The following is a 21356-nucleotide window of genomic DNA, read 5'->3' as shown; positions in this document are numbered from 1 at the left end:
CAGCGGCCGCGCCGGTTCATCACCGAAGCCCTGACGTCTGGAAACGAAACAGTTCCACGGCCGAGGCGGTCAGCACGGTCTCGCGCGCGGCGCGATCGGGAATCCAGGCGGCCAGCGCGTCCACGGTGCCGTCGTAATCGATCAGATGACGATGCTGCGTATGCGGCCAGTCGCTGCCCCACACGAGCCGCTTTGCGCCGAACGACTCGAGCAACGCGGCGGCGAGCGCGCCCCCGTTTGCCGTGCCGTTCGACTGCGCGGCGCTGCGATACGCCGCGGAGAGCTTGACCCAAACCCGGCCGCTGGCCGCCACGGATTGCAGATAGCGGAAGCCCGCATCGGCGGCGCCGAGATGCAGGTCGGGCCGGCCGAAATGATCGACGACCACCGTGCAGCCCTGGCCGAGCAACGCATCGAGAATCGCGGGCAGGTCGACGGCATTCGCCTGGACTTCCACATGCCAGCGCAACGCGTTGAGGCGCGCGAAGAGCGCGGTCCAGCGGGGCGCGTGAAAGTCCGGCAGCGCCAGCCCGATCAGATTCAGCCGTGCGCCGACGATGTGCGCGGCGTCCAGCGCCGCGAGTTCGGCCTCCGTGATTTCCGGTGCGACCACGGCCACGCCGCGAAAGCGTTGCGGATGACGTTCGCATACCGCGCGTAGAAACGTGTTGTCGGTGCCGAGAAAGCTGGGCTGCACCAGCACGCCTTGCGACATGCCGTGCGCCGCGAGTTGCGCGACGTATTGATCGAGCGTCGCGTCATAGTCGGGCGCGTGGCGGCGCTGCGCCGCGAGCGGCAGGCCTTGCACGAAGATGTGCGCGTGCGTGTCGATGCCCGTGATGCGCGGCGCGGCTTCGTCGAGCCAGGCGCGGGACGCCGGAGACAGGCCGTCGAAGGGATCGGCCGGAAGCGCGGGCGGGCGTGCGGGTGAGTGTGCGATTGAAGGTGCGGGTGAAAAGCGGTCCATCGTTCAGGAAGCCTCGAATGCGGTTGACGTGGAGCGCAGCGGTGGCGCGCGAAGGAGCGGCGCGCTCCCTGCGGACTCACGCGCCGTCGTGCTTAATTTCGCGAGGCAGCCGGCGCATCGTTGCGCACGCTGCCTGGCTGCGGCGCGGGCACGAGGCGGCCACGCGTGTTCGGCAGCATCAGCGCGGCGACCACGACGAGGCCGTAAGCCACGCCCGCGTCGATTCCGAGCGCGGCGCCCAGCGACATCGACGCGCTCATATGGCCGATGAGCACCGGAAAGCCCGCCGAGACGATGCGGCCGAAGTTGTAGCAAAAGCCCACGCCGGTGCCGCGCACGCCTTGCGGATACAACTCGTTGAACAGCGCGCCGAGCGTGGCGGGAATGCCCGCCGAAAACAGGCCGAGCGGGAAGCTCAGGATCAGCATGGTGGTGTCGCCGATCGGCAGGAACGTGTAGATGTTGACCATCACCGCGCAACAGACGGCGAAGAGGATCACGTTCCAGCGCCGGCCAATGCGGTCCTGCAACCACGCGCTCAAGAAGCAACCGGCAATGAACGCCACGATCACCACGGCGAGATAGCCGCCCGTGCCCAGCACGGAGAGATGGCGCTCGGTCTTGAGATAGGTGGGCAGCCACGTGGTGATCGCATGGTAGCCGCCGTGCGCGCCCAGGCCGATCAGGCCGCCCACGAGCGTGGTGCGGATCACGGCCGGATCGAAGATGCCCGCGGCGATGCCGAAGGTGCCGCGCGGCGCGACGTCGTCGCGTGCAACTTGCGGTTCGCGCGGCGGTTCGACCACGTTGCGGCGCAGATAGAGCACGAGCAGCGCGGGAACGAGGCCGATCGCGAACAGCACGCGCCACGCCCATTGCGGCGAAGCGAACGAGAAGACCGCCATGTAGAGCAGCACGGCGGCGCCCCAGCCGAATCCCCATGCGCTTTGCACGATGCCCATCGCCTTGCCGCGATGTTTCGGGTTCATCGTTTCGCTGAGCAGTACCGCGCCCGCCGTCCATTCGCCGCCGAAGCCGACCCCTTGCAGCGCCTTCAGCACGAGCAATTGCTCGAAGCTCTGCGCGAACGCGCTCAGGAACGTGAACAGCGAAAACCAGATCACGGTGATCTGCAACGCGCGCACCCGGCCGACGCGGTCCGACAGAATGCCCGCGAGCAGACCGCCCAGCGCGCCGGCCACGAGCGTGGCGCCGCCGATCAAGCCCGCCTGGCCTTTGCTGATGCTCCAGGTCGCGAGCAGCGACGGAATGACGAGGGAGAAGACCTGGGTGTCGACGGCGTCGAGCGCCCAGCCGCCGAAGCAGCTCCACAAGGTGCGTTTTTCGACGGGCGTGATTTCGTGATACCAGCGCATGGTGGTCGTCTCCGGTTGCTTGCCGCGCGCGAAGCATCGCCGGCGGCCGCTGTTAATCGATTTGACGCCATTCTAGAAAAGCCATCACTGCGTGCATACTATGGAAATGTTGTTCATTCATAGCATTGTGATATGGAAAACCGAACATGGAGTCGATCCGCACGCTCAAGTATTTCCTCGCTATCGTCGACGCGGGGAGCGTTACCGGCGCGGCCGCCCAGCTCGGCATGGCGCAGCCCGCGCTGAGTCAGGCGCTCACGCGGCTCGAGAAGGATCTGGGGGTGAAGCTGCTCGCGCGCACGCGCCGCGGGGCCGCGCTCACGCCCGCGGGCGAGGCGATCGCCGAGGATATCCGGCTGAGCGTGGCGCGTATCGAGGCGGCGGAAAAGCGCGCGCGCGACATCGGCGCGCAACGGGGCGGACGGCTGACTATCGGCTTCGTGTCCGCGGCGCTGTTCGAGGTGCTGCCCAAAGCCATCGCGGCGTTGCGCGCGGCGGTCCCCAATGTCGAGCTGACGCTGCGCGAAATGAGCAACGCGGAGCAGGCGAGCGCGCTCGAATCGGGCGAAATCGACATCGGCCTGCTGCATACGCCGGTGGCGGTGCGCGGGCGCATGCGCGAGAAGCTGATCGTGCAGGAGCGCTTGCAGGCGGTCGTGCAGGCGTCGCATCCGCTGGGCGAGGACGGCAAGCTCGGCCTCGCGGATCTCGCGCGCATGGGGCTCGTGTGGTTTCCGCACGGGCAATTGCCGGTGGTGCGGGCGGGCATTCTCAGCGCGTTCCGCCAGTTCGGCTGCGAGGCCAACATCGTCCAGGACGCCAATCGGTCGTTGACGGTGCTCGCGTGCGTCGCCGCGGGCTGCGGCGCTTCGCTGCTGCCGCAGTCGGTCAAGGCGATCCAGTTCGAAGGCGTGCGCGTGTGCGAGGTGCGCGAGGGCGATGCGCTGCCGCTGTTCGAGCTCAGCGCGATCTGGCCGCATCGCTCGCGTCCCACCCTGGCGGACAAATTCGCGGCGTTGCTCAGTGCGGGTTGATCTGCGGCGACCGAAGCGTTGGCGTCGCGCCGCCTCGTATCGGCACGAACGCTCCGGCTAGCCCTTGCCCAATGGCGGCCGGGTCGGGAAGCCCGCCATGTTGCTCAGTTGCGCCAGTTCGCTCGCCGCCGCGCAGAGCAGCGCCGAATGGGCGTGAATCTTGTCGATGGTGAGCCGTGCTTTCGGGCCGGCCAGGCTGATGACGCCCACGCAACGCGAGCCGCTGACCACGGGCACCGCCACCGCCGACATGCGCGGCGCGAACACCTCGTCGATCATCGCGTAGCCGCGCACGCGCGCAGCATGCAGAAAGCCCAGCAGGGTCTTGAGCGTGGTGGGCGCGTTGGGACCGAACTCGTTGGGCTGCCCGAAGCCCTGTTTCAGCACGAGCGCGGCCGCCGCTTCGTCGCTCATCGTCATGAGCCATGCATGTCCCGTGGATGTGCAGGACAACCGCGCCGCCTGGCCCATGTCCGGGTCGTAGCGAAACCCGGTGCGATGACCGTCGGCTTTGCCGACCCAGATGATGGCTTCGCCGTCCACCAGCGAAAGCCGCGCGAGTTCGCCGGTCTGCGCCGCCACGCGTTCGATGATCGGCTGGGCGATATCGGCAATGCCGGTCAGGCTCAGGAATTCGAGCCCGTTCGACGTCATGCGCATGGTCAGGATGTAGCGGCTGTGATCGACCAGTTGCCGCACGTAGCCGCCTTCGATGAGTTCGGCGAGCACCCGGTGGCACGTGCTGCGCGGCAAGCCGAGCGCGTCGGCGATTGCCACGAGGCCCGCGCCTTCGGCTTGCGAGGCGAGGAAATCGAGGATCTTCAGGCCGTTCCGTAGCGACATGAGCGGGGGTTTTTCGTGATGTGAAACGCAGTTCCGGTCCGGAACGAGGCGCTTTCAAAGCGCAAACAATAGCATTGGTTTGACGACGCGGTTCCATCACAACGATCACAACGACACATCAGGAGACACCTCATGTCAGTTCTCGCTGACTCCGATCTCATCGCGGGCGAGCACGCCGCGGACCGCCACAGGATGGCGCGCCGGGCGGTGGCGGGCGCCACTATCGGCACGGCGCTGGAGTGGTTCGATTTCGCGCTCTATGGCGTGGTCGCGGCCACGATTTTCCCCAAGCTGTTCTTCCCCTCGCTCGAACCCACGGCGGCCTTGCTCGCGTCGCTCGCGAGTTTCTGGGCCGGGCTCGCGGCACGCCCGCTCGGCGCGGTGATCTGCGGCATGCTCGGCGACCGCTGGGGGCGCCGCCAACTCATGCTGATCACGGTTTCGGTCATGGGCGCCTCCTCGTTCCTGATGGGGCTGCTGCCCACCTACCAGCAAGTCGGCATGCTGGCGCCCGCGCTGCTGGTCTCGTTGCGCATCGTCCAGGGTTTCGCGCTCGGCGGCGAGTCGACCGGCGCGCAATTGATGGCGGTTGAACACGCCTCCGCGGCGCGGCGCGGATTTTATTCCGGACTGCTAGGCATTTGCTCGCCGCTGAGCCAGATCCTCGCCAATTTCGCGCTGTTCGCGCTGGCCACGTCGCTCTCCCCGGACGAGTTCGAATCGTGGGGCTGGCGCGTGCCGTTCCTCGCGAGCTTCGTGCTCGTGCTGCTGGGCATCTATATCCGCATGAAAGTGAGCGAGACGCCGTCGTTCGAGGCGCTCAAGAAGAGCGGCGTGCCGGTGCGCGCGGCCAATCCGCTGGGCGTGGTCTTCACGCGCCAGTGGCGCACCGTGTTGCGGCTGACGTTGTTCTTCTGCGGCCCGGCGGCGTTGTTCTATCTGATCGTGGTGTTTTCGCTGAGCTATCTGACGAAAAACCTCGGCGTGCCGAAGCAGACCGGCTTCATGCTGCTGATGATCGCGAATGTCTGCGCGGTGGCGGGGGCGTTGCTGGGCGGCTATCTGAGCGACCGGATCGGCCGCAAGCGCGCCTTGCTGATCGGCTCGTTCTGCACGCTCGTGTGTTGCCTGATCTACTTTCCGATTCTCAATCAGCACTCGATCGGCATGACGATGGCCGTGATGGGCGCGTTCCTCGGCTTCACGCAGTTTCAGAGCGGCATTCAACCCGTGTGGTTCGCCGAGTCGTTCCCGACCGAAACGCGCTACACGGGCTCCGCGCTCTCGTATTCCGGCGCCAATCTGCTGACGGGCGGGCCGATGCCGATCGTCGCCGTGGCCTTGCTCAACGCGTTTCACGGTTCGCCATGGGCTATCGTCGTGGTGTGCGGCTCGCTGAACCTGCTCTCCTTCCTCATGATCGCGACATCGCGCGAAACCCGGGACACCGCCCTGGAACGCAGTACGACCCACTGAAACCATGAATCGAAAACTCTACATCCTCAACGGCTCGAATCTGAACATGCTTGGCGTGCGAGAGCCGCATATCTATGGCAGCACCACGCTCAAGGATATCGAGCAGAACTGCCTCACGCTGGCCGACGCCCTCAAGTTCGACGGCGTGTTCCGTCAAACCAACAGCGAGAGCCAGCTGATCGACTGGATTCAGGAGGCGTTTCTGAACGACGCGGCGCTGGTGATCAATCCGGCCGGGTTTTCGTTCGGGCGCATTCCGGTGCTCGACGCGGTCAAGCTCGTACGGCGCCCCGTGGTGGAGGTGCATATCAGCAACATTCACCGGCGCTCCGAGGAATACCGTCAATCGACGATCTCGGTGGCGGCCACGGCGGTGATCTGCGGGGCCGGCGCGAACGGGTATTTGCTGGCGATCCGCGCCGTCGACGATCTGTGGGGCGGCCAGGCGGAGGGCTAACGGCGGAGCCACGCGACGCGCCAACCGCGGATGCCGGCGCCGCCGGCGTCCGTTTTGCTGGCTCCCTTTGCCTCGATTAATTCTTCACGTAGTCGAGCAACGTCGGCTTCCCGCCCACGTACGTGTATGCACGCCAACAGTGACGAGTTAGTTTAATTTAATTTATTAAGCCGCGATTCTTTCAATCAGCGTGAATTGACTCGTGCAATATTAATTACATTTCCACAATATTTCGGAATCTCACTCGATATTGGCTGTGCTTAAGCATTTCATCAGTTAAGGGAAACTACTGTGTCGCTGTCTCCGGAGTTCGATCCATGGCCCGGTGAAGGATCGGGACGCATCGTCCCGATGCAGACAAAGGATTCGCCTTGCGCACGCCATCATCATCACGCCCTCGTTTGACGCTCGTCACGGCGCAAACGATCGCTATCCCCACGCCTTCCCCCGCCACGCCCGCCAACCCTGCCAGCCAGCCGGAGCGGGTCGCATCGCTGTTTCTCGAAACCGAAGTCGGCTATATCGGCGAATTGCCCTTGCTCCGCGATCTCGCGGTAGACAAAGCATAGTGCGCGATGCCCGATTCAAATGCGGTAGAGGAAGGTATGGAACACAGTGACCTGGGCAACGGCGACCGATTCGAGTCAGCCCCCTATCGCCCCATCGGCCTTGCGGCACTGCTTCGCATGGCCACGAACGGCAGCGACATGTCGGGTCTCGGCGAGCGGCTTCTCGACTATGTGCGGAAGCACTATGCACCAGAGGCCTTGCTCGATCTCTCGCTGGTGCTCGAACTGAAATTCGAACGCGCCTCGGCGCTCGCGGTGCAACAACTCGCGATCGAAACGAAGCGGCTGTACCGGCTCGACGCGGAAAACACCACACCGGGCCGCGTGAAATTGCTGGTGCTCAAGGCGCATGGCGATTTGATGACGAACACGCCGTTCGAATGCCTCGTTGAGCATTCGGAACTCGAGATCGACGTGCTCTATGTGGACGCCACGCTGGACCTGAACGGCCGGTTGCCGCCGCACGACGTGCTGCTCGTCGCGCCCTGCGCGCTCGACCAGAACCGCGCCGTGCTGGCCTCGCTGGCGGCGCAACTCCCGCAGCTGTCGGCTGCGGTCATCAATCGGCCCGAGCGCATTCCGTACACGAGCCGGGAAGCGGCCTGGTCGCTGTTGCGCGAGGAAGCGGGCATCTGTGTGGCGCACACGCAGCGCGTGGGCCGCGCCGAACTGGCCGCGCACGCGAGCGTGTCGTCAACGGACTGCGTGGCCGGCATCGCGTTTCCGGCGATCATCCGGCCAGTGGGTTCGCACGCCGGTCGCGAACTGGAGCGCATTGCCGATAGCGGCGAGCTGCGCGCGTATCTCAACAAGTCGGCAAGCGATGCGTTCTACGTGGCGTCGTTCATCGACTATCGCAGTCGCGACGGGCTGTATCGAAAGTACCGTGTCGCGTTGATCGACGGCCAGGCGCATATCAGTCATATGGGTATCTCGCAGCATTGGATGGTGCACTATCCCTACGAGGAAATGATCTCGCATCCGGAGCGGCGGAGCGAAGAAGCGGCATTCATGGCGGCGTTCCAGCAGGACTTCGCCCGCCGCCACAGCAACGCGCTCGCGCGCGTAGCGGAGTTGACCGGACTCGATTACGTGGGACTGGATTGCGCGGAAAGTCCCGATGGGCGCCTCGTGATTTTCGAACTGGCCACGGCCATGGTAGTGCACGACATGGACGACCCGGAGATGTTTCCCTATAAGTCGCCGCAGATGCGAAAGTATTTCGACGCATTTTGCGCCATGGTGACCCGCAAGGCACGAGAAGGACGAGAAGGACGAGTTGAGCCATGAAAGTGCCGACTATCCATAACTTTTCGGGCGGTCCGGGCGCGTTGCCGGAGAGCGTGCTGGAGCAGACCCAGCAGGCGATTCGCGCGTTGCCGGAAACCGGCGTCTCGGTACTCGGAATGAGTCACCGCTCGACCTGGTTCGTCGACCTCGTGGAAGAAGCCAGCAATAACCTGCGGGCGCTGCTCGGTCTCGGCGAGGGCGACGAGATTGCGTTCATGCAGGGCGGCAGCAGCCTGCAATTCGCCATGGTGCCGATGAACTTCGCGGGCCCCGGCTTCGCGCCGCCGCAATACGTCGATTCCGGCTACTGGAGCCGCCGCGCCAGCGCCGAGGCGAAGCGCGTGGGCGCGGCCGAAGTGATCTGGGACGGCGCGGCTTCGGGATATCGCGCGTTGCCGCGCTGGTCCGAACTCGAGATTCCTCGCGAGGCGGCGTACCTGCATTACGTTTCCAACGAAACCGTCGAAGGGCTGCAGTTCGGCCAGATGGACGCGCCCGCCACGGTTCCCGTGGTGGTGGACATGTCGTCGGATTTTCTCTCCGAGCCCGTGGATACCGGTCGCTTCGCGATGATCTACGCGCACGCACAGAAGAATCTCGGGCCTTCCGGCGTGACGGTCGCGATCGTGAAGCGGGCCTGGCTCGAGCGCATTCCGGCCGGTCTCCCGGCGATTCTCGACTATCGCACGCACATTGCGCATCGTTCCAACTACAACACGCCGCCCGTGTTCGCGATCTACGTGCTGACGCTGGTGACGCGCTGGCTGAAAACGGAGATCGGCGGGCTCGACCGCATGAAAGACATCAACGATCGCAAGGCCGCGAATCTCTACGAAACGCTCGACCAGCTCGGCGAGTTCGTGCGCGTTCATGCGCACTCGCCGTGGCGTTCCCGCATGAACGTGGCATTTTCGTTTGGCAGTGCCGGGCGCGACCGCGAGTTCGTGGCGCTTTGCGAAGCGAAGGGCCTGATCGGACTCGAAGGCCATCGTTCGGTGGGCGGCATCGCGCATCGCTGTACAACGCGGTCACGGAACCGGCGGTGCAGGCGCTGTGCGACACGCTGCGCGAATTCGCTTCGACTCGCGTGTAAGGCTTTCGGTGGGCGTTGTTAAGGTTCAGCTAAGTCAGTCACTGCCACAATCGCCTCTGACCATGGGAGGCGTAGGTGCGTTTGCTGGTGATTGAAGACGATGAAGCGACCGTTCATACGTTATCCGAAGCGTTGCGCCGCGCGGGGCACGAAGCGGATTGGGCCCGCAGCGCCTACGAGGTGGAACTCTCGCTGCGCGGCGACAAATACGACGTGGTGTTGCTGGCGCTGGAATTCGCCGGCATAGACGTACTGGCATTGCTCAAGCGCTATCGTCGCGACGGCGGACACGTGCGCGTCATTGCCATGACGGGCCGCGTGATGTCGGGCGAGCCGCTGGCCGCGATCGATGCGGGCGCCGACGACTATCTGATCAAGCCCTTCGATGTCGCGGATCTGCATGCGCGGCTTCGCCTGCAATCGATGCGGGTGACGTCGCGCAGGCCGCTTCGCGTGGAAACGTCGTTGACACTCGACGCGGAAAGCGGGCTGGTTCACGTCAACGACGAGAAGATCCGGCTCACGCCCGCCGAGTTCCGCATTCTCGCCTTGCTCGTGAGCGCGCCACAACGCGCGTTTACTCGGGCCGAACTCGCTGAACAGGTTCGTGGGTTTCGGCAAGTCGAAAGCCTCAAGTCGGTGGATGTGCATGTGCACAGCTTGCGCCGCAAACTCGGTACGGACGACGTCGTGACGGTTCGCGGCGTGGGTTACCGGCTCAGGCGCTGATCGCTCTCATCCCGATAGCACGGTGATGCGGCGCTTAATCAATCCCTAAGCCGCGCTCGCTTACAGTCGCGTCAACTCTCACTCACGCCTTTCATCGCATGACGATAGCGAGCGCTTCCGACATCACGGCTAACGCGGATCTTTGGGCCGACTGGCTGATGTCGGACCGCTTTTCGAACGATGCCGAGGTCGAACGATCCCTGCGCGCGGCCCTGAACGCCGACATCGACCGGCTGCTGGACGCCGCGGCGTTGCGTGCCGGCATGACGCTTCTCGACGCCGGATGCGGCGAGGGCGCGGTGGCGTTGCGCGCGATCGAGCGTATAGGCTCGGAACTCGACGTGTTGATGGTCGATGTCTCGCCCAGACTGATTACGCGCGCCATCCAGCGCGCCGAAGAAGCGGGCGTGCAGGCGCAGTGCGCGTGGATTCGAAGTTCGCTACCGGCGCTGCGAGTGCCGGATGCCTGCGTGGATGCGGTAACCACGCGCGCCGTACTCGGCTATTTGCCCGACAAGACCGCCGCGCTCGCGGAGATGTTTCGCGTGCTCAAGCCCGGTGGCCGGATTTCGTTGGCGGAACCGATCCGCCGCGACGAAGCGTTCGAGGTCTGTTCGCTACGCACGCTCGTTGCCATGAATGCCGCCGCGCCCGAAAATCGCTTTTTCGAGCTGATGTATCGCTGGAAACGCACGCAGTATCCCGACACGGAAGCCGAAGCGGCGCGCGTTCCCATGACCAGTTTCAGCGAGCGCGACCTGGTCGGTTTCGCGATGCAAGCCGGTTTCGAAGCCATTCACATGGAGTTTCATGTCGATGTGACGCGGCCGCCGCAACATCAGTCGTGGGACACGCTGCTCGACAGCACGCCGTTTCCCTGGGCGCCCACGTTGCGTACGGTCATGGCCGAGCAATTCAATGCGGAAGAGCGTGCGCTGTTCGAGCAGGTTATGCGCTCGCGCATCGGTCAAACAAACCTGCTCTCCGTGAATCGCATGGCGTTCCTCTCGGCGCGCAAACCGCTTGCGAGCGAGTGTTAAGTTCGGGCGAAACGCCGTGCGCCGACGCGCGGTTTCAGCTTTTGTGCGGCAAGGTGTCGAAGGTATCGAGCAGCGCGTGCAGCGCGGCTTTGCAATCGGCGGGAGAGGGCGTACGGGCGCGCAAGGCGTCCAGAGCGCGGTCGATCGCTTTATCGACAACATGCCAGTCGCGCGGCGAGCGCGGCTTCAAGCCCGCTTCGGCGGCATCCCAGTCGAGTTCGAGATCCTTGATGCGCGTTTTGGCGCCCGCGAGATCGCCCTGATCGACTTTGGTCGAGACGTCGGCGGCAATGCTGCGAAAGGGCGTCAGGTCGCCGAGTGCGGAGTGGGTCGCATTGGCCGGCGCCGCGACCGCCACGGGTACTGCGGTTCCTGTACGGCCGGGCGCGTTTTGCGCGTGCGCGCGGGACGTTTCCAAGACGGTCACGCTCGATAAGGCCAGCAGCATGACGAGCGACGAAACGCGAAGCGATGGATTGAGGCGCATGACGGCTCCTTGAGTGAGTGAGATTACTTCGGAGTACGACTGACGAAAGCGGAATTCGGTGCGAGGTGGCATAGCGCGACGAGCCCCACGATGGCGCAGAGAAACAACGCGCTCGTCCACAGCGCGCCGAGCCCGAGCCCGCCGTAATTCGTGGACTGCGTCAACAGGTCGCCGAGCGATGCGCCGAAGGGCCGCGTCAGCACATAGGCGACCCAGAACGTCAGTACGGCGTTCGCGCCGCGCCGGAAGCCGATATAGGTGATGGCGATCAGCGTGCCGAAGAGCAGCACACCGCGCGTGAAGCCGAGTCCCCACGCCTCCGTGGCGAGGTCGCCCGCGGCGGTGCCGAGCGCGAACGTGCAGAGCACGGCCGACCAGTAGAAGACTTCGCGTTGGCGCGTCACGATGGTGTGGATCGAGAGCGTGCCTTCCACCCGATACCAGATGCCGAAGATCGCCACGAGAAGTGCCGCGAAAACGCTCGCGCTGAGTACGAGCGGAATGCCGAGCTTGTCGGTCATGATGTCGGTGATCTGCGTGCCGACAATGCTCACCAGCACGACCGCGAGCCAATAGAGCCAGAGCACGCAGTCCCGGCTGCGCAATTGCGCGATCCACACGGCGCCGAGCAATACGCCCATGATCAGAATCGTGAAACCCTGACCGAGGCCGAGGTTGACGGCGAGAAAGTCGGCGCCGGTTTCTCCCACGGTCGTGGAAAGAATCTTGATGAGCCAGAATGCCAGCGTGACTTCGGGAACCTTGTTGCTGGCTGGCATCGTGCGAGTCAGATACGGGGTGTTCATGAGGGCTCCGTCGAATCGAACGCGGTGGGCGTTTGTTTGCAGTGAGTTCGGGAAAAGTTTAGCGATCCAAACTTATCTGACGCTTATCTGATTTCTGGCTAACACCGGGCTGACAACGAAACTCGCAATGGAGTGAGATTCAAAACACTGAGATGACGCGCCGATGACAAATTCGTCATCATCCGTTCCATTCAGACTCCCTTAAGGCGGCGATCCCCACAATGGGCTCACCTTCTTGCACGAGAAGGCCGCACAGCGCGAGTGCATGTCGCGCCAGCCTGAATGCTTGATCAAACGGAGGATGAAACCATGAACGCAAAGCAATGGATCGGTGCACTCGCCCTGGTGTCGCTGCTTCCTGGCATGGCCTGGGCCCAGACACACGATGTGACGCGCGCCGAAGTGAAGGCGCAACTGGTTCAGGCGGAGCGCAACGGCACGTTGCATCCGTCGAACACGCACTACCCGGACGGCATGGCGAGCGCCAATGCGCCCGCGCAAAACGACAGCGGCTATGGCGCGTCGCCGCAAGGCCACTCGCAGGCCGGTGTGCGTGTGCGTTGGCAATCCGGCTCGGCCTCGCAGGCGGGCGACACCGCGCAGTTATACGAGCATCACTGACTCGTGAGTGAGTTCACGGATCGACTCGCACGAGATCCCACGGCTCCCGCAGCGCGCCTCCAAAGATCGGCCGGCGAAGATGTCGAAAATGTCATGTACCGGCCATCCTGCGGACGAGCCCGCGCGCGCTAGAATTGACCGCTTAAGGGAAGCGGGAGAGAGCGCATGCGGATCCTCGTGATCGAAGACGAGCCGAAGACGGGTACTTACGTCAAGAAAGGGCTCGAGGAGTCGGGCTGTAGCGTGGACCTCGCGGTAGACGGCGCTCAGGGGCTGTTGCTCGCCCAGGAGGAGGAGTACGACGTGATCGTGCTCGACGTCATGCTGCCGGTGCTCGACGGCTGGGCGGTGCTCAAGCGCCTGCGCGCGACGAAACCCACGCCCGTGCTGTTCCTCACGGCGCGCGACGACGTGGCCGACCGCGTGCAGGGGCTCGAACTCGGCGGCGACGACTATCTGGTCAAGCCGTTCGCGTTCGTGGAGTTGCTCGCGCGGGTGCGCACGCTGGCGCGCCGCGGGCCGCCGCGCGAAGCCGAGATCATGCGGGTCGCGGACCTCGAAATCGACGTGATCCGGCGCCGCGTCAAACGCGGCACGACGCGCATCGACCTCACACCTCGCGAATTTTCGCTGCTGCAATTGCTCGCGCGCCGCCAGGGCGAGGTGTTGAGCCGCACGCAGATCGCGTCGTTCGTATGGGACATGAATTTCGACAGCGACACCAACGTGGTCGAGGTCGCGATTCGCCGTTTGCGCGCCAAGATCGACGAAGCCTGGCCGAACAGGCTCATTCACACGGTGCGCGGCGTGGGCTACGTCATGGAAGAAAAGGACGCGGGCGAATGATGCGCCGCTCGCTCGCGGCCACCCTGGCGGCCGTGTTCGGCGCGACCACCTTGCTCGTGTTCGTGTGCGTCGGCTGGTATCTCTATGTCGCGCTCGCGCACCAGGTGCGCACGCGTGACGACCAGGACGTCGTGCTCGCCGCGCGCCACGTGCGCCGTCTCGTCGCCGAACTGGGTTCCGTTGCCGATGCCCGCACGCACGCGCCGCGCCTCGCGAGCGCCGTGCTCGGCAATCCCGCGCTGACCCTGCTGATCGCGGGCCCCGGGGGCAACACGCTCGTCGCGCACGACGAAGGCGAGACCTTCGACGAACCGCCCGTGCCCATGAGCGACGCGGTGCGCGCGAACGAGCTCGCGGGCCCGTCGCAACGCGCCGGCGCACTCGTGCTGGCGCCCGATGCGCGTCTCGTCGATACGGCCATCCGCGAGTGGCGCACGGCACGCGGCGTTCCCATGCGCAGTCTCGATTTCGCCGTCACGTTGCGCGACGGCGCCACCGTGCGCGTGTTCATCGCGCGCGACATGCGGGGTCCGCTGGATCTGCTCGATTCGTATCGCGACACGCTCACGTTCGCGGGCACGCTCGGCACGCTCGTGGCGTTGCTCGGCGGTTACCTGCTGATCCGGCTGGCGCTGCGGCCGCTGCGGCAGATCGCGGATCAGGCGCGCGAGGTCACGGCGCATCGTCTCGATCAGCCGATCCGCGTCAAGCACGTCCCGCACGAACTGGCCACGCTGGTGGCGTCGCTGAACGCCATGCTCGCGCGTTTGCACGCGGGCTTTCAGCACTTGTCGCAATTCACCGCCGACCTCGCGCACGACATGCGTACGCCGCTCGGCAATCTGCGTGGGGCGACGGAAATCGCGCTCGCCCGGCCGCGCGACGCCGAAGACTATGTGACCGTGCTGGCGTCCAATCTGGAGGAATGCGACCGGCTTTCGCGCATGATCGAGAACGTGATTTTTCTCGCGCGCGCGGAGCATCCACGCTTCGAAACCCGGCAGCGCGCGTTCGACGTACGCGAGGAACTCGAACGGATCGCCGAATATTTCGAAGGGCTCGCGGAAGAGGCCGGGCTCGCCATCAACGTGCAGGGCGGCGGTGTGCTGCAGGCCGACGTCGAGCTGTTTCGCCGCGCGCTGGGCAATCTGCTCGCGAATGCGCTGCGCTACACGCCGCGCGGCGGCACCATCACGCTTACCGCGCGAACGGCGTCGAACGAAGCGGAGAACCCGGCGCGCGGGGCGCTCGAGGTCAGCGTCGAGAATCCCGGCACGCCCATTCCGGCCCAGCATATCGAGCGGATTTTCGAGCGCTTCTATCGCGCCGATCCCTCGCGCACGAACGCGCCGGCGAGCACGGGAGCGGGCGCCTCGGCGGGCCTCGGCCTCGCGATCGTGCGTACCGTGATGGAGCTGCATGGCGGCCACGCCCGCGCAAGCAGCGACGCGCGCGGTACGCGCTTCGTGCTCACGTTCCCGCCGCGCCCATAATCGCGTCGCGCTCGCCGCGCGCGTTCACACCTCGTGCGCGCGGGATCCACGCTTCATCCACGCTGGATCCACGCATCACTCGTTTTTCGACTCAGGCGCGTCCCACGTGCCGCCGAGGGCTTCGATCAGGCGCACGCACGCGGCCATTCTCCGGCCTTCGATCACCACGGCGTCGCGCTCGTTGGTCAGCGCAATGGTCTGCGAGGTCACGACATCGAGATAACTCACGGCGCCCGCGTCGTAGCGGCGGGTGGTGAGGGACAGCGCCTGCTGGGCCGCTTGCGCCGCGCGTTGCTGCGTGGCCGATTCGTCGGCGAGCGCCTGCAGCGCCGAGAGTTGATTCTCGACCTGCTCGAACGCGCCGAGCACGGTTTGCCGATACTGCGCCACGGTGCCGTCGTATTGCGCCGTCTTCGCGCGCAACGTCGCGCTGCGCTTGCCGCCGTCGAACAGCGTGCCGACGAGTTGCGGGCCCAGCGACCAGAACAGGCTCGGCGCACTGAGCCACGGCGCGAAGAACGAGCTTTCCAGACCCGCCGACGCGCTCAGCACGAGGTTCGGGAAGAACGCCGCGCGCGCGGCGCCGATCTCGGCATTGGCGGCCGCCACGCGGCGTTGCGCGGCGGCAATGTCGGGGCGACGCTCCATCAGTTGCGAAGGCAGGCCCGCGGGAATCGCGGGCACGCGGTAGTCGGCGGGCGCGGGCGGCAGCGAGAAGTTCGACGCGGGTTCGCCGGTCAAGGTGGCGATGGCGTGTTCGAGCTGGGCCCGATTGACGTCGATGTCGCGCGCCTGGGTGCGCGTGCTGTCGAGCTGGGTTTGCGCCTGCGCGACCGCCGAAGCATCGATCGCGCCGTTGCGCTGCTGGTTCTGCACGATGCGCAACGCGCTCGCATAGCCGCGCACGCTGTCGTCGAGCAGGCGCTTTTGCGCGTCGAGCGAGCGCAAGTCGAAATAGTCGGCGGCGAGTTGCGCGGTCACGGCAAGGCGCACGGCTTCGAGGTCGGCGGCGCTCGCCTGGGCGTTCGCGCGGGCCGAATCCACTTCATCGCGCAGGCGGCCGAACACGTCCGGTTCCCACGTCGCGGTCGCCCCGATCGCGTAGTCGGGCACGGTCTTGCCCGCGAGCGAGGCCCCCTGCTTGTTGGCGGAGGTGCGATAGCGCGACTGCGCGGCGCCCGCCGTGAGCGTGGGCAGCAAGCCCGCGCGCTGGAAGTCGGTCATGGCGCGAGCCGCGTCGAGATCGGCGAGCGCCTTGCGCACGCTCTGATTCGACACGTCCACACGCGCTTCGAGCGCGTTCAGCTGCGTGTCGCCGAAAACGCGCCACCACGCGCCGCGCGGCGCGTCGGCGGCGGGCGCGGCGGCGGTCCAGCTGGTGGCCGGGGTCGCTTCGGTGCCGGTGCCCGCGCCCGCGTAGTGCGCGGGAACATCCACCGACGGCGGCCGGTACGCCGGGGCGCTCGAGCACGCGGTCAGCGCCGCGCCGAGTGCGACGACGAGCGCACGCCTCGGACAGGTCGGAAAGCGCAACGGGCTCATGAGTGCGCCGCCTTCGCCGCGTCTTGCGGCGCGCCGGTCGTGGCGGCGATGGAAACCGCTTCGCCATCCACGATGCTGTCGCCGGGATTGTCGATGACGCGATCGCTCGCGACGAGCCCCGACGCGACTTCGACGCGCGTGCCGAAATCGCGGCCCAGGTGCACGAGCTTGAGCCGCACCCGGCCGCGGCCGTCGACGGTGGCGACCGCGACGCCATCGGGCCGGAACAGCAGCGTGCTCGCGGGCACTTCGAGCGCGGGCGCGGCCGTTTTCAGCGCGAGATGCGCCTGCACGTAGGCGCCCGGCAGCAGCGCGCCCGCCGCATTGTCGACGTCGATCTCCACGCGCAAGGTGCGGCTCACCGGGTCGATCGCGCCCGCGTTGCGCGCGACGCGGGCGGCAAAACGGCGCCCCGGATACTGCTGCGTCGTGAGCCAGACCTGGGCGGCGGGCGTGGCTTGCGGCGCGGCGTCCTGAGGCACGTCGACGAACACACGCAGGGTTTGCGTCTGCGACACATGAAACAGCTCGTTGGCCGCCGATGCCGACCCGGGCGTGCCGCCCGCCGTGACGAGCGCGCCCACGTCCACATCGCGCGCGGTCACCACGCCGTCGAACGGCGCCGTGATCTTCTCGAACGAGACGAGTTGGGCGAGACGCGCGACGTTGGCCTGCGCGGCGGCCAGCGCGGCCTGCTTCGTTTGCATGTCGCTGGTCTTGGCGTCCGCGTCCTGCTGCGCCACCGACTGACTCTGCAACATCGTCTGCCAGCGCGCCGCCGTGGACTTCGCGTACGCGTAGGCGGCGGCCGCCTGGGCGGCGTCGGCGCGCGCGGCATCGAGCTGCGCGTTCAGGTCGGGCGCGGCGATATCGGCGAGCACCTGACCGGCTGTCACATGCGTGCCGATGTCGGTGTACCAGTGCGCGACATAGCCCGTGGTGCGCGCGTAGATCGCGGCGTCGGCGTAGGGCGTGGCCGCGCCGGGCAGCACGAGTTCCTGCTCGGCGGGCGCGGGCTGCGGCTGCACGACCGACACGGCGAGCGTGGCCTGCTGCGCGGTTTGCGCGGCGAGCGCGCGGCTGGCGTGCAGGCGCGGCACGACACCGGCCGCGAGCAGCGCCAGCGCGAGCGCGGCGAGGACGAAGCCGGTTTTGCCACGGCCACGGCTACGCACGGGCGGCGCGGCAGGCGTGGCGTGCGGCGCGCCGGTGTCGTCGGGGGAGTCGAAATCGTTCATGGTCGAAGTCCGGGCGGAAGGGCAACAAGAAAGGCGGTTCGCATCAGTGTCCGGAACCGGCCGCTTCGCGCTCGAGTGCGCGATCGAGTGCGCGTTCGCGTTCGCGCGCGCGGGCGCGGCGCCGCGCGAGCCAGTCGTGGGCGATGCCGAACACGACCGGCACGAACATCAGCGTGGAAAGCGTGCCGCAGGCGAGACCGCCGATCACGGCGCGGCCCAGCGGCGCGTTCTGCTCGCCGCCGTCGCCGAGACCGAGCGCCATCGGCAACATGCCGATGAGCATGGCGAGCGCCGTCATCATCACTGGGCGAAAGCGCGAGAAGCCCGCCTGTTCCGCCGCTTCCACGGGAGACAGGCCTGCCGCGAGGCGTTCGCGCGCGGCGGTCACGACGAGAATGCTGTTCGCGGTCGCGATGCCGATGCAGAGAATCGTGCCGGTGAGCGCCGGCACGCTCAGCGTGGTGTGCGTGGCGAACAGCAGCCACGCAATGCCCGCGAGCGACGCGGGCAGGCCGCTGAGAATCACGAGCGGATCGAGCCACGACTGGAAGTTCACGACCATCAGCAGATAGACCAGCGCCACCGCGAGCACGAGCCCGCTCAGCAAGCCCGAGAACGCTTCGTGCATGGCCTGCACCTGGCCGCGCACGACGATGGCGGAGCCGGCCGGCAGTTTGGCGCGCTCCTGATCGACAACGGTTTGCACGTCGCTCGCGACCGCGCCGAGATCGCGCCCCTGCACGGAGCCGAAGATGTCGAGCACCGGCTGCACGTTGTAGTGCGAGACGACGGCCTGCTGCGACGCGCGCGAGAACGAGCCCAGCGAGCCGAGCAGGTTTTGCGCGTGCGCGGCGCCGTTGGCGCCGGTATTGGCATTGGCGTTCGCGCCGGTGAGCGGCAGGTTGGCGAGCGCCTGCAGCGAATTCACGTCGTACTGCGGCATCATCACCATCAACGGGTAGCTCACGCCGTTCTTCGGATCGAGCCAGAAGTTGGGCGTGGTTTGCGAGCTGCCCGAGAGCGAAATCAGCAGGTTCTGCGCAACGTCGCGTTGCAGCAGGCCCGCCTGGATGGCCTTGGTGCGGTCGACGTTCACGTTGATCGCGGGTTCGTCGCCGGGCTGCTGGATGCGCGCGTCGACGAGCCCGCGCACCTGGCGCAGCTTCGCGAGCAGGTCGTTGGCGACGGCGCGGTTCGCGTCGAGCTGGTTGCCGACGATCTGAATGTCGAGCGGCGCGGGCAGGCCGAAGTTGAGAATCTGGCTCACGATGTCGGCGGGCAGGAACGCGAACGTCACGCCGGGGAACGCTTGCGGAAGCTTCTGGCGCAACGCGGCGACATACGCGGCCGTGGGGTGATGGTTGGGCTTGAGCGACACCATCACGTCGGCGTCTTCGGTGCCGATCGGGTCCGACGAGTCGTAGGTGAGATTGATGCCGCTCACAGGCAGGCCGATGTTGTCGAGCACCGCGCCTTGCTCCGTGCCCGGAATGGTCTTGCGGATCGCCGCTTCCACCTGGTCGGTGAGGCGCGCGGTCTGTTCGATACGCGTGCCGGTGGGCGCGCGCAAATGCAGGCGGATCTCGCCCGTATCGACACTCGGGAAGAAGTCGCGGCCCGTGAACGCCAGCAGCGCGAGCGACGCCGCGCAACCGGCGAGAAACAGCGGCACGAAGCGGCGGCGTCCCGCGATCGCTCGCGCGAGCGTTTGCCGGTAACGCAGGCGCAGCGCTTCGAAACGCGCTTCGAAGGCGGTCTGGAACCGCATGAGCCGTGCGACGAAAGCGTTCCGGGCCGCCGCGCGCACCGGGCGCGCTTTCAGCAGATAGAGCGCCAGCGTGGGCACCAGCGTGCGCGAGAAGAAGTACGACGCGGCCATCGCGAAGATGACCGCTTCGGCCATCGGCACGAACAGATAATGCGCGACGCCGGTGAGCAGGAACATCGGCGCGAACACGATGCAGATCGACAGCGTGGAGACGAAGGTCGGCACCGCGATCTCGCCCGAGCCGTTGAGAATGGCGTCGTAGAGCGGCTCGCCGTTTTCCAGGTGATGCGTGATGTTTTCGATCGCCACGGTGGCGTCGTCGACGAGTATGCCCACCGCGAGCGCGAGGCCGCCGAGCGTCATGATGTTGATCGTCTGCCCGAGCGCGGAGAGCGCGAGGATCGAGGTCAACACCGCGAGCGGGATCGACACGGCGATGATGAGCGTGGCGCGCCAGCTGCCGAGAAAGAGCAGGATCATGAGCGCCGTGAGGCACGCGGCGATCAACGCCTCGCGCACCACGCCGCCGATCGCCGCCTTCACGAACACCGACTGGTCGCCGAGCGGCGTGATCGCGAGCGCCTTCGGCAAGCCCGCCGCGATAGGCGGCAGCAGCGACTTCACCTGGCCGATGATCGAGAGCGTGGAGGTGTTGCCGGTTTTCTCGACCGTGAGCAGCGCGGCACGTTTGCCGTCGCTGCGCACGATATTGGTTTGCGGCGCGTAGCCGTCGCGCACCTGCGCCACGTCGCGCACGTAGACCACGCCGCCGTTCGCGGTCTTGACCGGCAGATTGTTGAGCGCCGCGATGGTGTCGGTGCTGCCGTTCATCTGCACGTTGTATTCGCGCGCGCCGATCTTCGCGGTGCCCCCCGGCAGAATCAGGTTCTGCGCGTTGATCGCGTTGACCACGTCGAGCGGCGCGAGCCCCTTGGCCTGCAACGCGCGCGGGTCGATGTCGACCATGATCTGGCGAACCTTGCCGCCGAACGGCAACGGCACCGAAGCGCCTTGCACGGTGGCGAGCTGGGTGCGGATGAAGCTGTTGCCGAGGTCGTAGAGCTGCTGTTCGGCGAGCGTCGCGCTCGACAGGCCCAGTTGCAGGATCGGCACTGTCGAAGCGCTATACGTGATGATGTTCGGCGGCAGCGTGCCCGGCGGCAGCACGCGCAGGATCGAGGCGGAATTGCTTGCCGCCTGCGCGATCGCGCGATTGATATCGGCGCCGGGATGGAAGAACACCTTGATGACCGACACGCCGTTGAGCGACTGCGACTCGATGTGCTCGATGTCGTCCACGTCGGAAGTCAACGCGCGCTCGTAGTTCGAGGTGATGCGCTGCGCCATGTCCTGCGCCGAAAAGCCGTTGTACGACCAGACGATGCTCACCACCGGGATATCGATATTCGGAAAGATGTCCGTGGGCGTGCGCAGGATCGCGAGCGGGCCGGCGATCAAGATCAGGATGGCGAGAACGGCGAAGGTGTATGGGCGGCGCAAGGCAAGCCGGACGATCCACATAACGAACCTGTTTGACGGAGTGAGGCGCGGCTCTCGCGAGTCGCACGGAAAGCGGGCGGAAGTGCGCATTCTGCGGCGGCGCGCTTTGCCGTTCGGTGATCGGCCGATTACAGATTCGTTATCTACGCAGCGTGCCTGGTCCGTTAGATTCGCGCGTTAT

At 66.2% G+C, this 21356-nt stretch carries 18 protein-coding genes and 1 pseudogene; 11 read left to right on the top strand and 8 right to left on the bottom strand.

All coding sequences use genetic code 11. The annotated features are described in order from the left end of the window. Positions 1 to 19: 19 nt before the first annotated feature. Both FAZ98_RS28525 and FAZ98_RS28520 read right to left on the bottom strand, forming a co-directional pair. The gene (locus FAZ98_RS28525; protein WP_158956369.1) at positions 20 to 967 is read right to left on the bottom strand and encodes an amidohydrolase family protein; all 948 of its coding nucleotides are present in this window, start codon (positions 965 to 967) and stop codon (positions 20 to 22) included. Positions 968 to 1059: 92 nt separating this feature from the next. Beyond that, complete coding sequence (locus tag FAZ98_RS28520) at positions 1060 to 2343, bottom strand: MFS transporter (RefSeq protein WP_158956367.1); 1284 nt, start codon at positions 2341 to 2343, stop codon at positions 1060 to 1062. Positions 2344 to 2489: 146 nt separating this feature from the next. Here FAZ98_RS28520 and FAZ98_RS28515 point away from each other — a divergent pair, with 146 nt between their 5' ends. Further along, positions 2490 to 3377, top strand: a complete 888-nt coding sequence (locus tag FAZ98_RS28515) for a LysR family transcriptional regulator (protein ID WP_158956365.1) — start codon at positions 2490 to 2492, stop codon at positions 3375 to 3377. A 57-nt stretch (positions 3378 to 3434) separates the two neighbouring features. On the opposite strand, the gene FAZ98_RS28510 is transcribed toward FAZ98_RS28515, so the two are convergent. Then, on the bottom strand, positions 3435 to 4220 hold the full coding sequence (locus FAZ98_RS28510) for an IclR family transcriptional regulator (RefSeq protein ID WP_158956363.1): 786 nt from the start codon (positions 4218 to 4220) through the stop codon (positions 3435 to 3437). A 192-nt stretch (positions 4221 to 4412) separates the two neighbouring features. Here FAZ98_RS28510 and FAZ98_RS28505 point away from each other — a divergent pair, with 192 nt between their 5' ends. From FAZ98_RS28505 to FAZ98_RS28475, 7 genes and pseudogenes are all read left to right on the top strand, one after another. Continuing rightward, positions 4413 to 5696: an MFS transporter gene (locus tag FAZ98_RS28505; RefSeq protein ID WP_158956612.1), complete on the top strand. Its 1284-nt coding sequence runs from the start codon at positions 4413 to 4415 to the stop codon at positions 5694 to 5696. A 4-nt stretch (positions 5697 to 5700) separates the two neighbouring features. Beyond that, positions 5701 to 6153 (top strand): type II 3-dehydroquinate dehydratase, encoded by a 453-nt coding sequence (locus tag FAZ98_RS28500; protein WP_158956361.1) that lies wholly within the window; start codon positions 5701 to 5703, stop codon positions 6151 to 6153. Positions 6154 to 6554: 401 nt separating this feature from the next. Further along, entirely contained in the window at positions 6555 to 6722 is a 168-nt protein-coding gene (locus FAZ98_RS28495; RefSeq protein WP_158956359.1) for a hypothetical protein, read from the top strand. Positions 6723 to 6839: 117 nt separating this feature from the next. Then, complete coding sequence (locus tag FAZ98_RS28490; RefSeq protein ID WP_158956357.1) at positions 6840 to 8012, top strand: ATP-grasp domain-containing protein; 1173 nt, start codon at positions 6840 to 6842, stop codon at positions 8010 to 8012. Beyond that, positions 8009 to 9105: pseudogene (serC, locus tag FAZ98_RS28485) on the top strand (3-phosphoserine/phosphohydroxythreonine transaminase). Before FAZ98_RS28490 ends, serC begins: the two are co-directional and overlap by 4 nt. Positions 9106 to 9180: 75 nt before the next feature. Next, positions 9181 to 9834, top strand: a complete 654-nt coding sequence (locus FAZ98_RS28480) for a response regulator transcription factor (protein WP_325072668.1) — start codon at positions 9181 to 9183, stop codon at positions 9832 to 9834. Between the two features lie 98 nt (positions 9835 to 9932). Beyond that, positions 9933 to 10874, top strand: a complete 942-nt coding sequence (locus tag FAZ98_RS28475) for a class I SAM-dependent methyltransferase (protein WP_158956353.1) — start codon at positions 9933 to 9935, stop codon at positions 10872 to 10874. 34 nt (positions 10875 to 10908) lie between these two features. Here the strand turns inward: FAZ98_RS28475 and FAZ98_RS28470 are convergent, their stop codons facing one another. Beyond that, positions 10909 to 11361 (bottom strand): hypothetical protein, encoded by a 453-nt coding sequence (locus FAZ98_RS28470; RefSeq protein WP_233272874.1) that lies wholly within the window; start codon positions 11359 to 11361, stop codon positions 10909 to 10911. A gap of 23 nt (positions 11362 to 11384) precedes the next feature. Further along, on the bottom strand, positions 11385 to 12167 hold the full coding sequence (locus FAZ98_RS28465) for a COG4705 family protein (RefSeq protein ID WP_158956351.1): 783 nt from the start codon (positions 12165 to 12167) through the stop codon (positions 11385 to 11387). A gap of 309 nt (positions 12168 to 12476) precedes the next feature. On the opposite strand from FAZ98_RS28465, the gene FAZ98_RS28460 reads away from it, so the two are divergent. From FAZ98_RS28460 to FAZ98_RS28450, 3 genes are all read left to right on the top strand, one after another. Next, the gene (locus FAZ98_RS28460) at positions 12477 to 12788 is read left to right on the top strand and encodes a DUF4148 domain-containing protein (RefSeq protein WP_158956349.1); all 312 of its coding nucleotides are present in this window, start codon (positions 12477 to 12479) and stop codon (positions 12786 to 12788) included. Between the two features lie 165 nt (positions 12789 to 12953). Then, positions 12954 to 13634, top strand: a complete 681-nt coding sequence (locus FAZ98_RS28455; RefSeq protein WP_158956347.1) for a heavy metal response regulator transcription factor — start codon at positions 12954 to 12956, stop codon at positions 13632 to 13634. After that, the gene (locus FAZ98_RS28450) at positions 13631 to 15127 is read left to right on the top strand and encodes a heavy metal sensor histidine kinase (protein WP_158956345.1); all 1497 of its coding nucleotides are present in this window, start codon (positions 13631 to 13633) and stop codon (positions 15125 to 15127) included. Before FAZ98_RS28455 ends, FAZ98_RS28450 begins: the two co-directional genes overlap by 4 nt. A 75-nt stretch (positions 15128 to 15202) precedes the next feature. Here FAZ98_RS28450 and FAZ98_RS28445 read toward each other — a convergent pair whose 3' ends face one another. The 3 genes from FAZ98_RS28445 to FAZ98_RS28435 are packed head-to-tail and all read right to left on the bottom strand — an operon-like array spanning position 15203 to position 21196. Continuing rightward, positions 15203 to 16669: an efflux transporter outer membrane subunit gene (locus FAZ98_RS28445; protein WP_158956343.1), complete on the bottom strand. Its 1467-nt coding sequence runs from the start codon at positions 16667 to 16669 to the stop codon at positions 15203 to 15205. Beyond that, positions 16666 to 17907: an efflux RND transporter periplasmic adaptor subunit gene (locus FAZ98_RS28440; protein WP_158956341.1), complete on the bottom strand. Its 1242-nt coding sequence runs from the start codon at positions 17905 to 17907 to the stop codon at positions 16666 to 16668. Before FAZ98_RS28440 ends, FAZ98_RS28445 begins: the two co-directional genes overlap by 4 nt. Positions 17908 to 17950: 43 nt before the next feature. After that, positions 17951 to 21196, bottom strand: coding sequence for an efflux RND transporter permease subunit (locus FAZ98_RS28435; protein ID WP_158956339.1), 3246 nt, complete (start codon positions 21194 to 21196; stop codon positions 17951 to 17953). Positions 21197 to 21356: the final 160 nt, after the last annotated feature.

The organism is Paraburkholderia acidisoli (assembly GCF_009789675.1).
GTDB lineage: Bacteria > Pseudomonadota > Gammaproteobacteria > Burkholderiales > Burkholderiaceae > Paraburkholderia > Paraburkholderia acidisoli.
The sequence above is the reverse complement of the archived record's forward strand: the minus strand, read 5'-3'. Positions and strand labels throughout refer to the sequence as shown.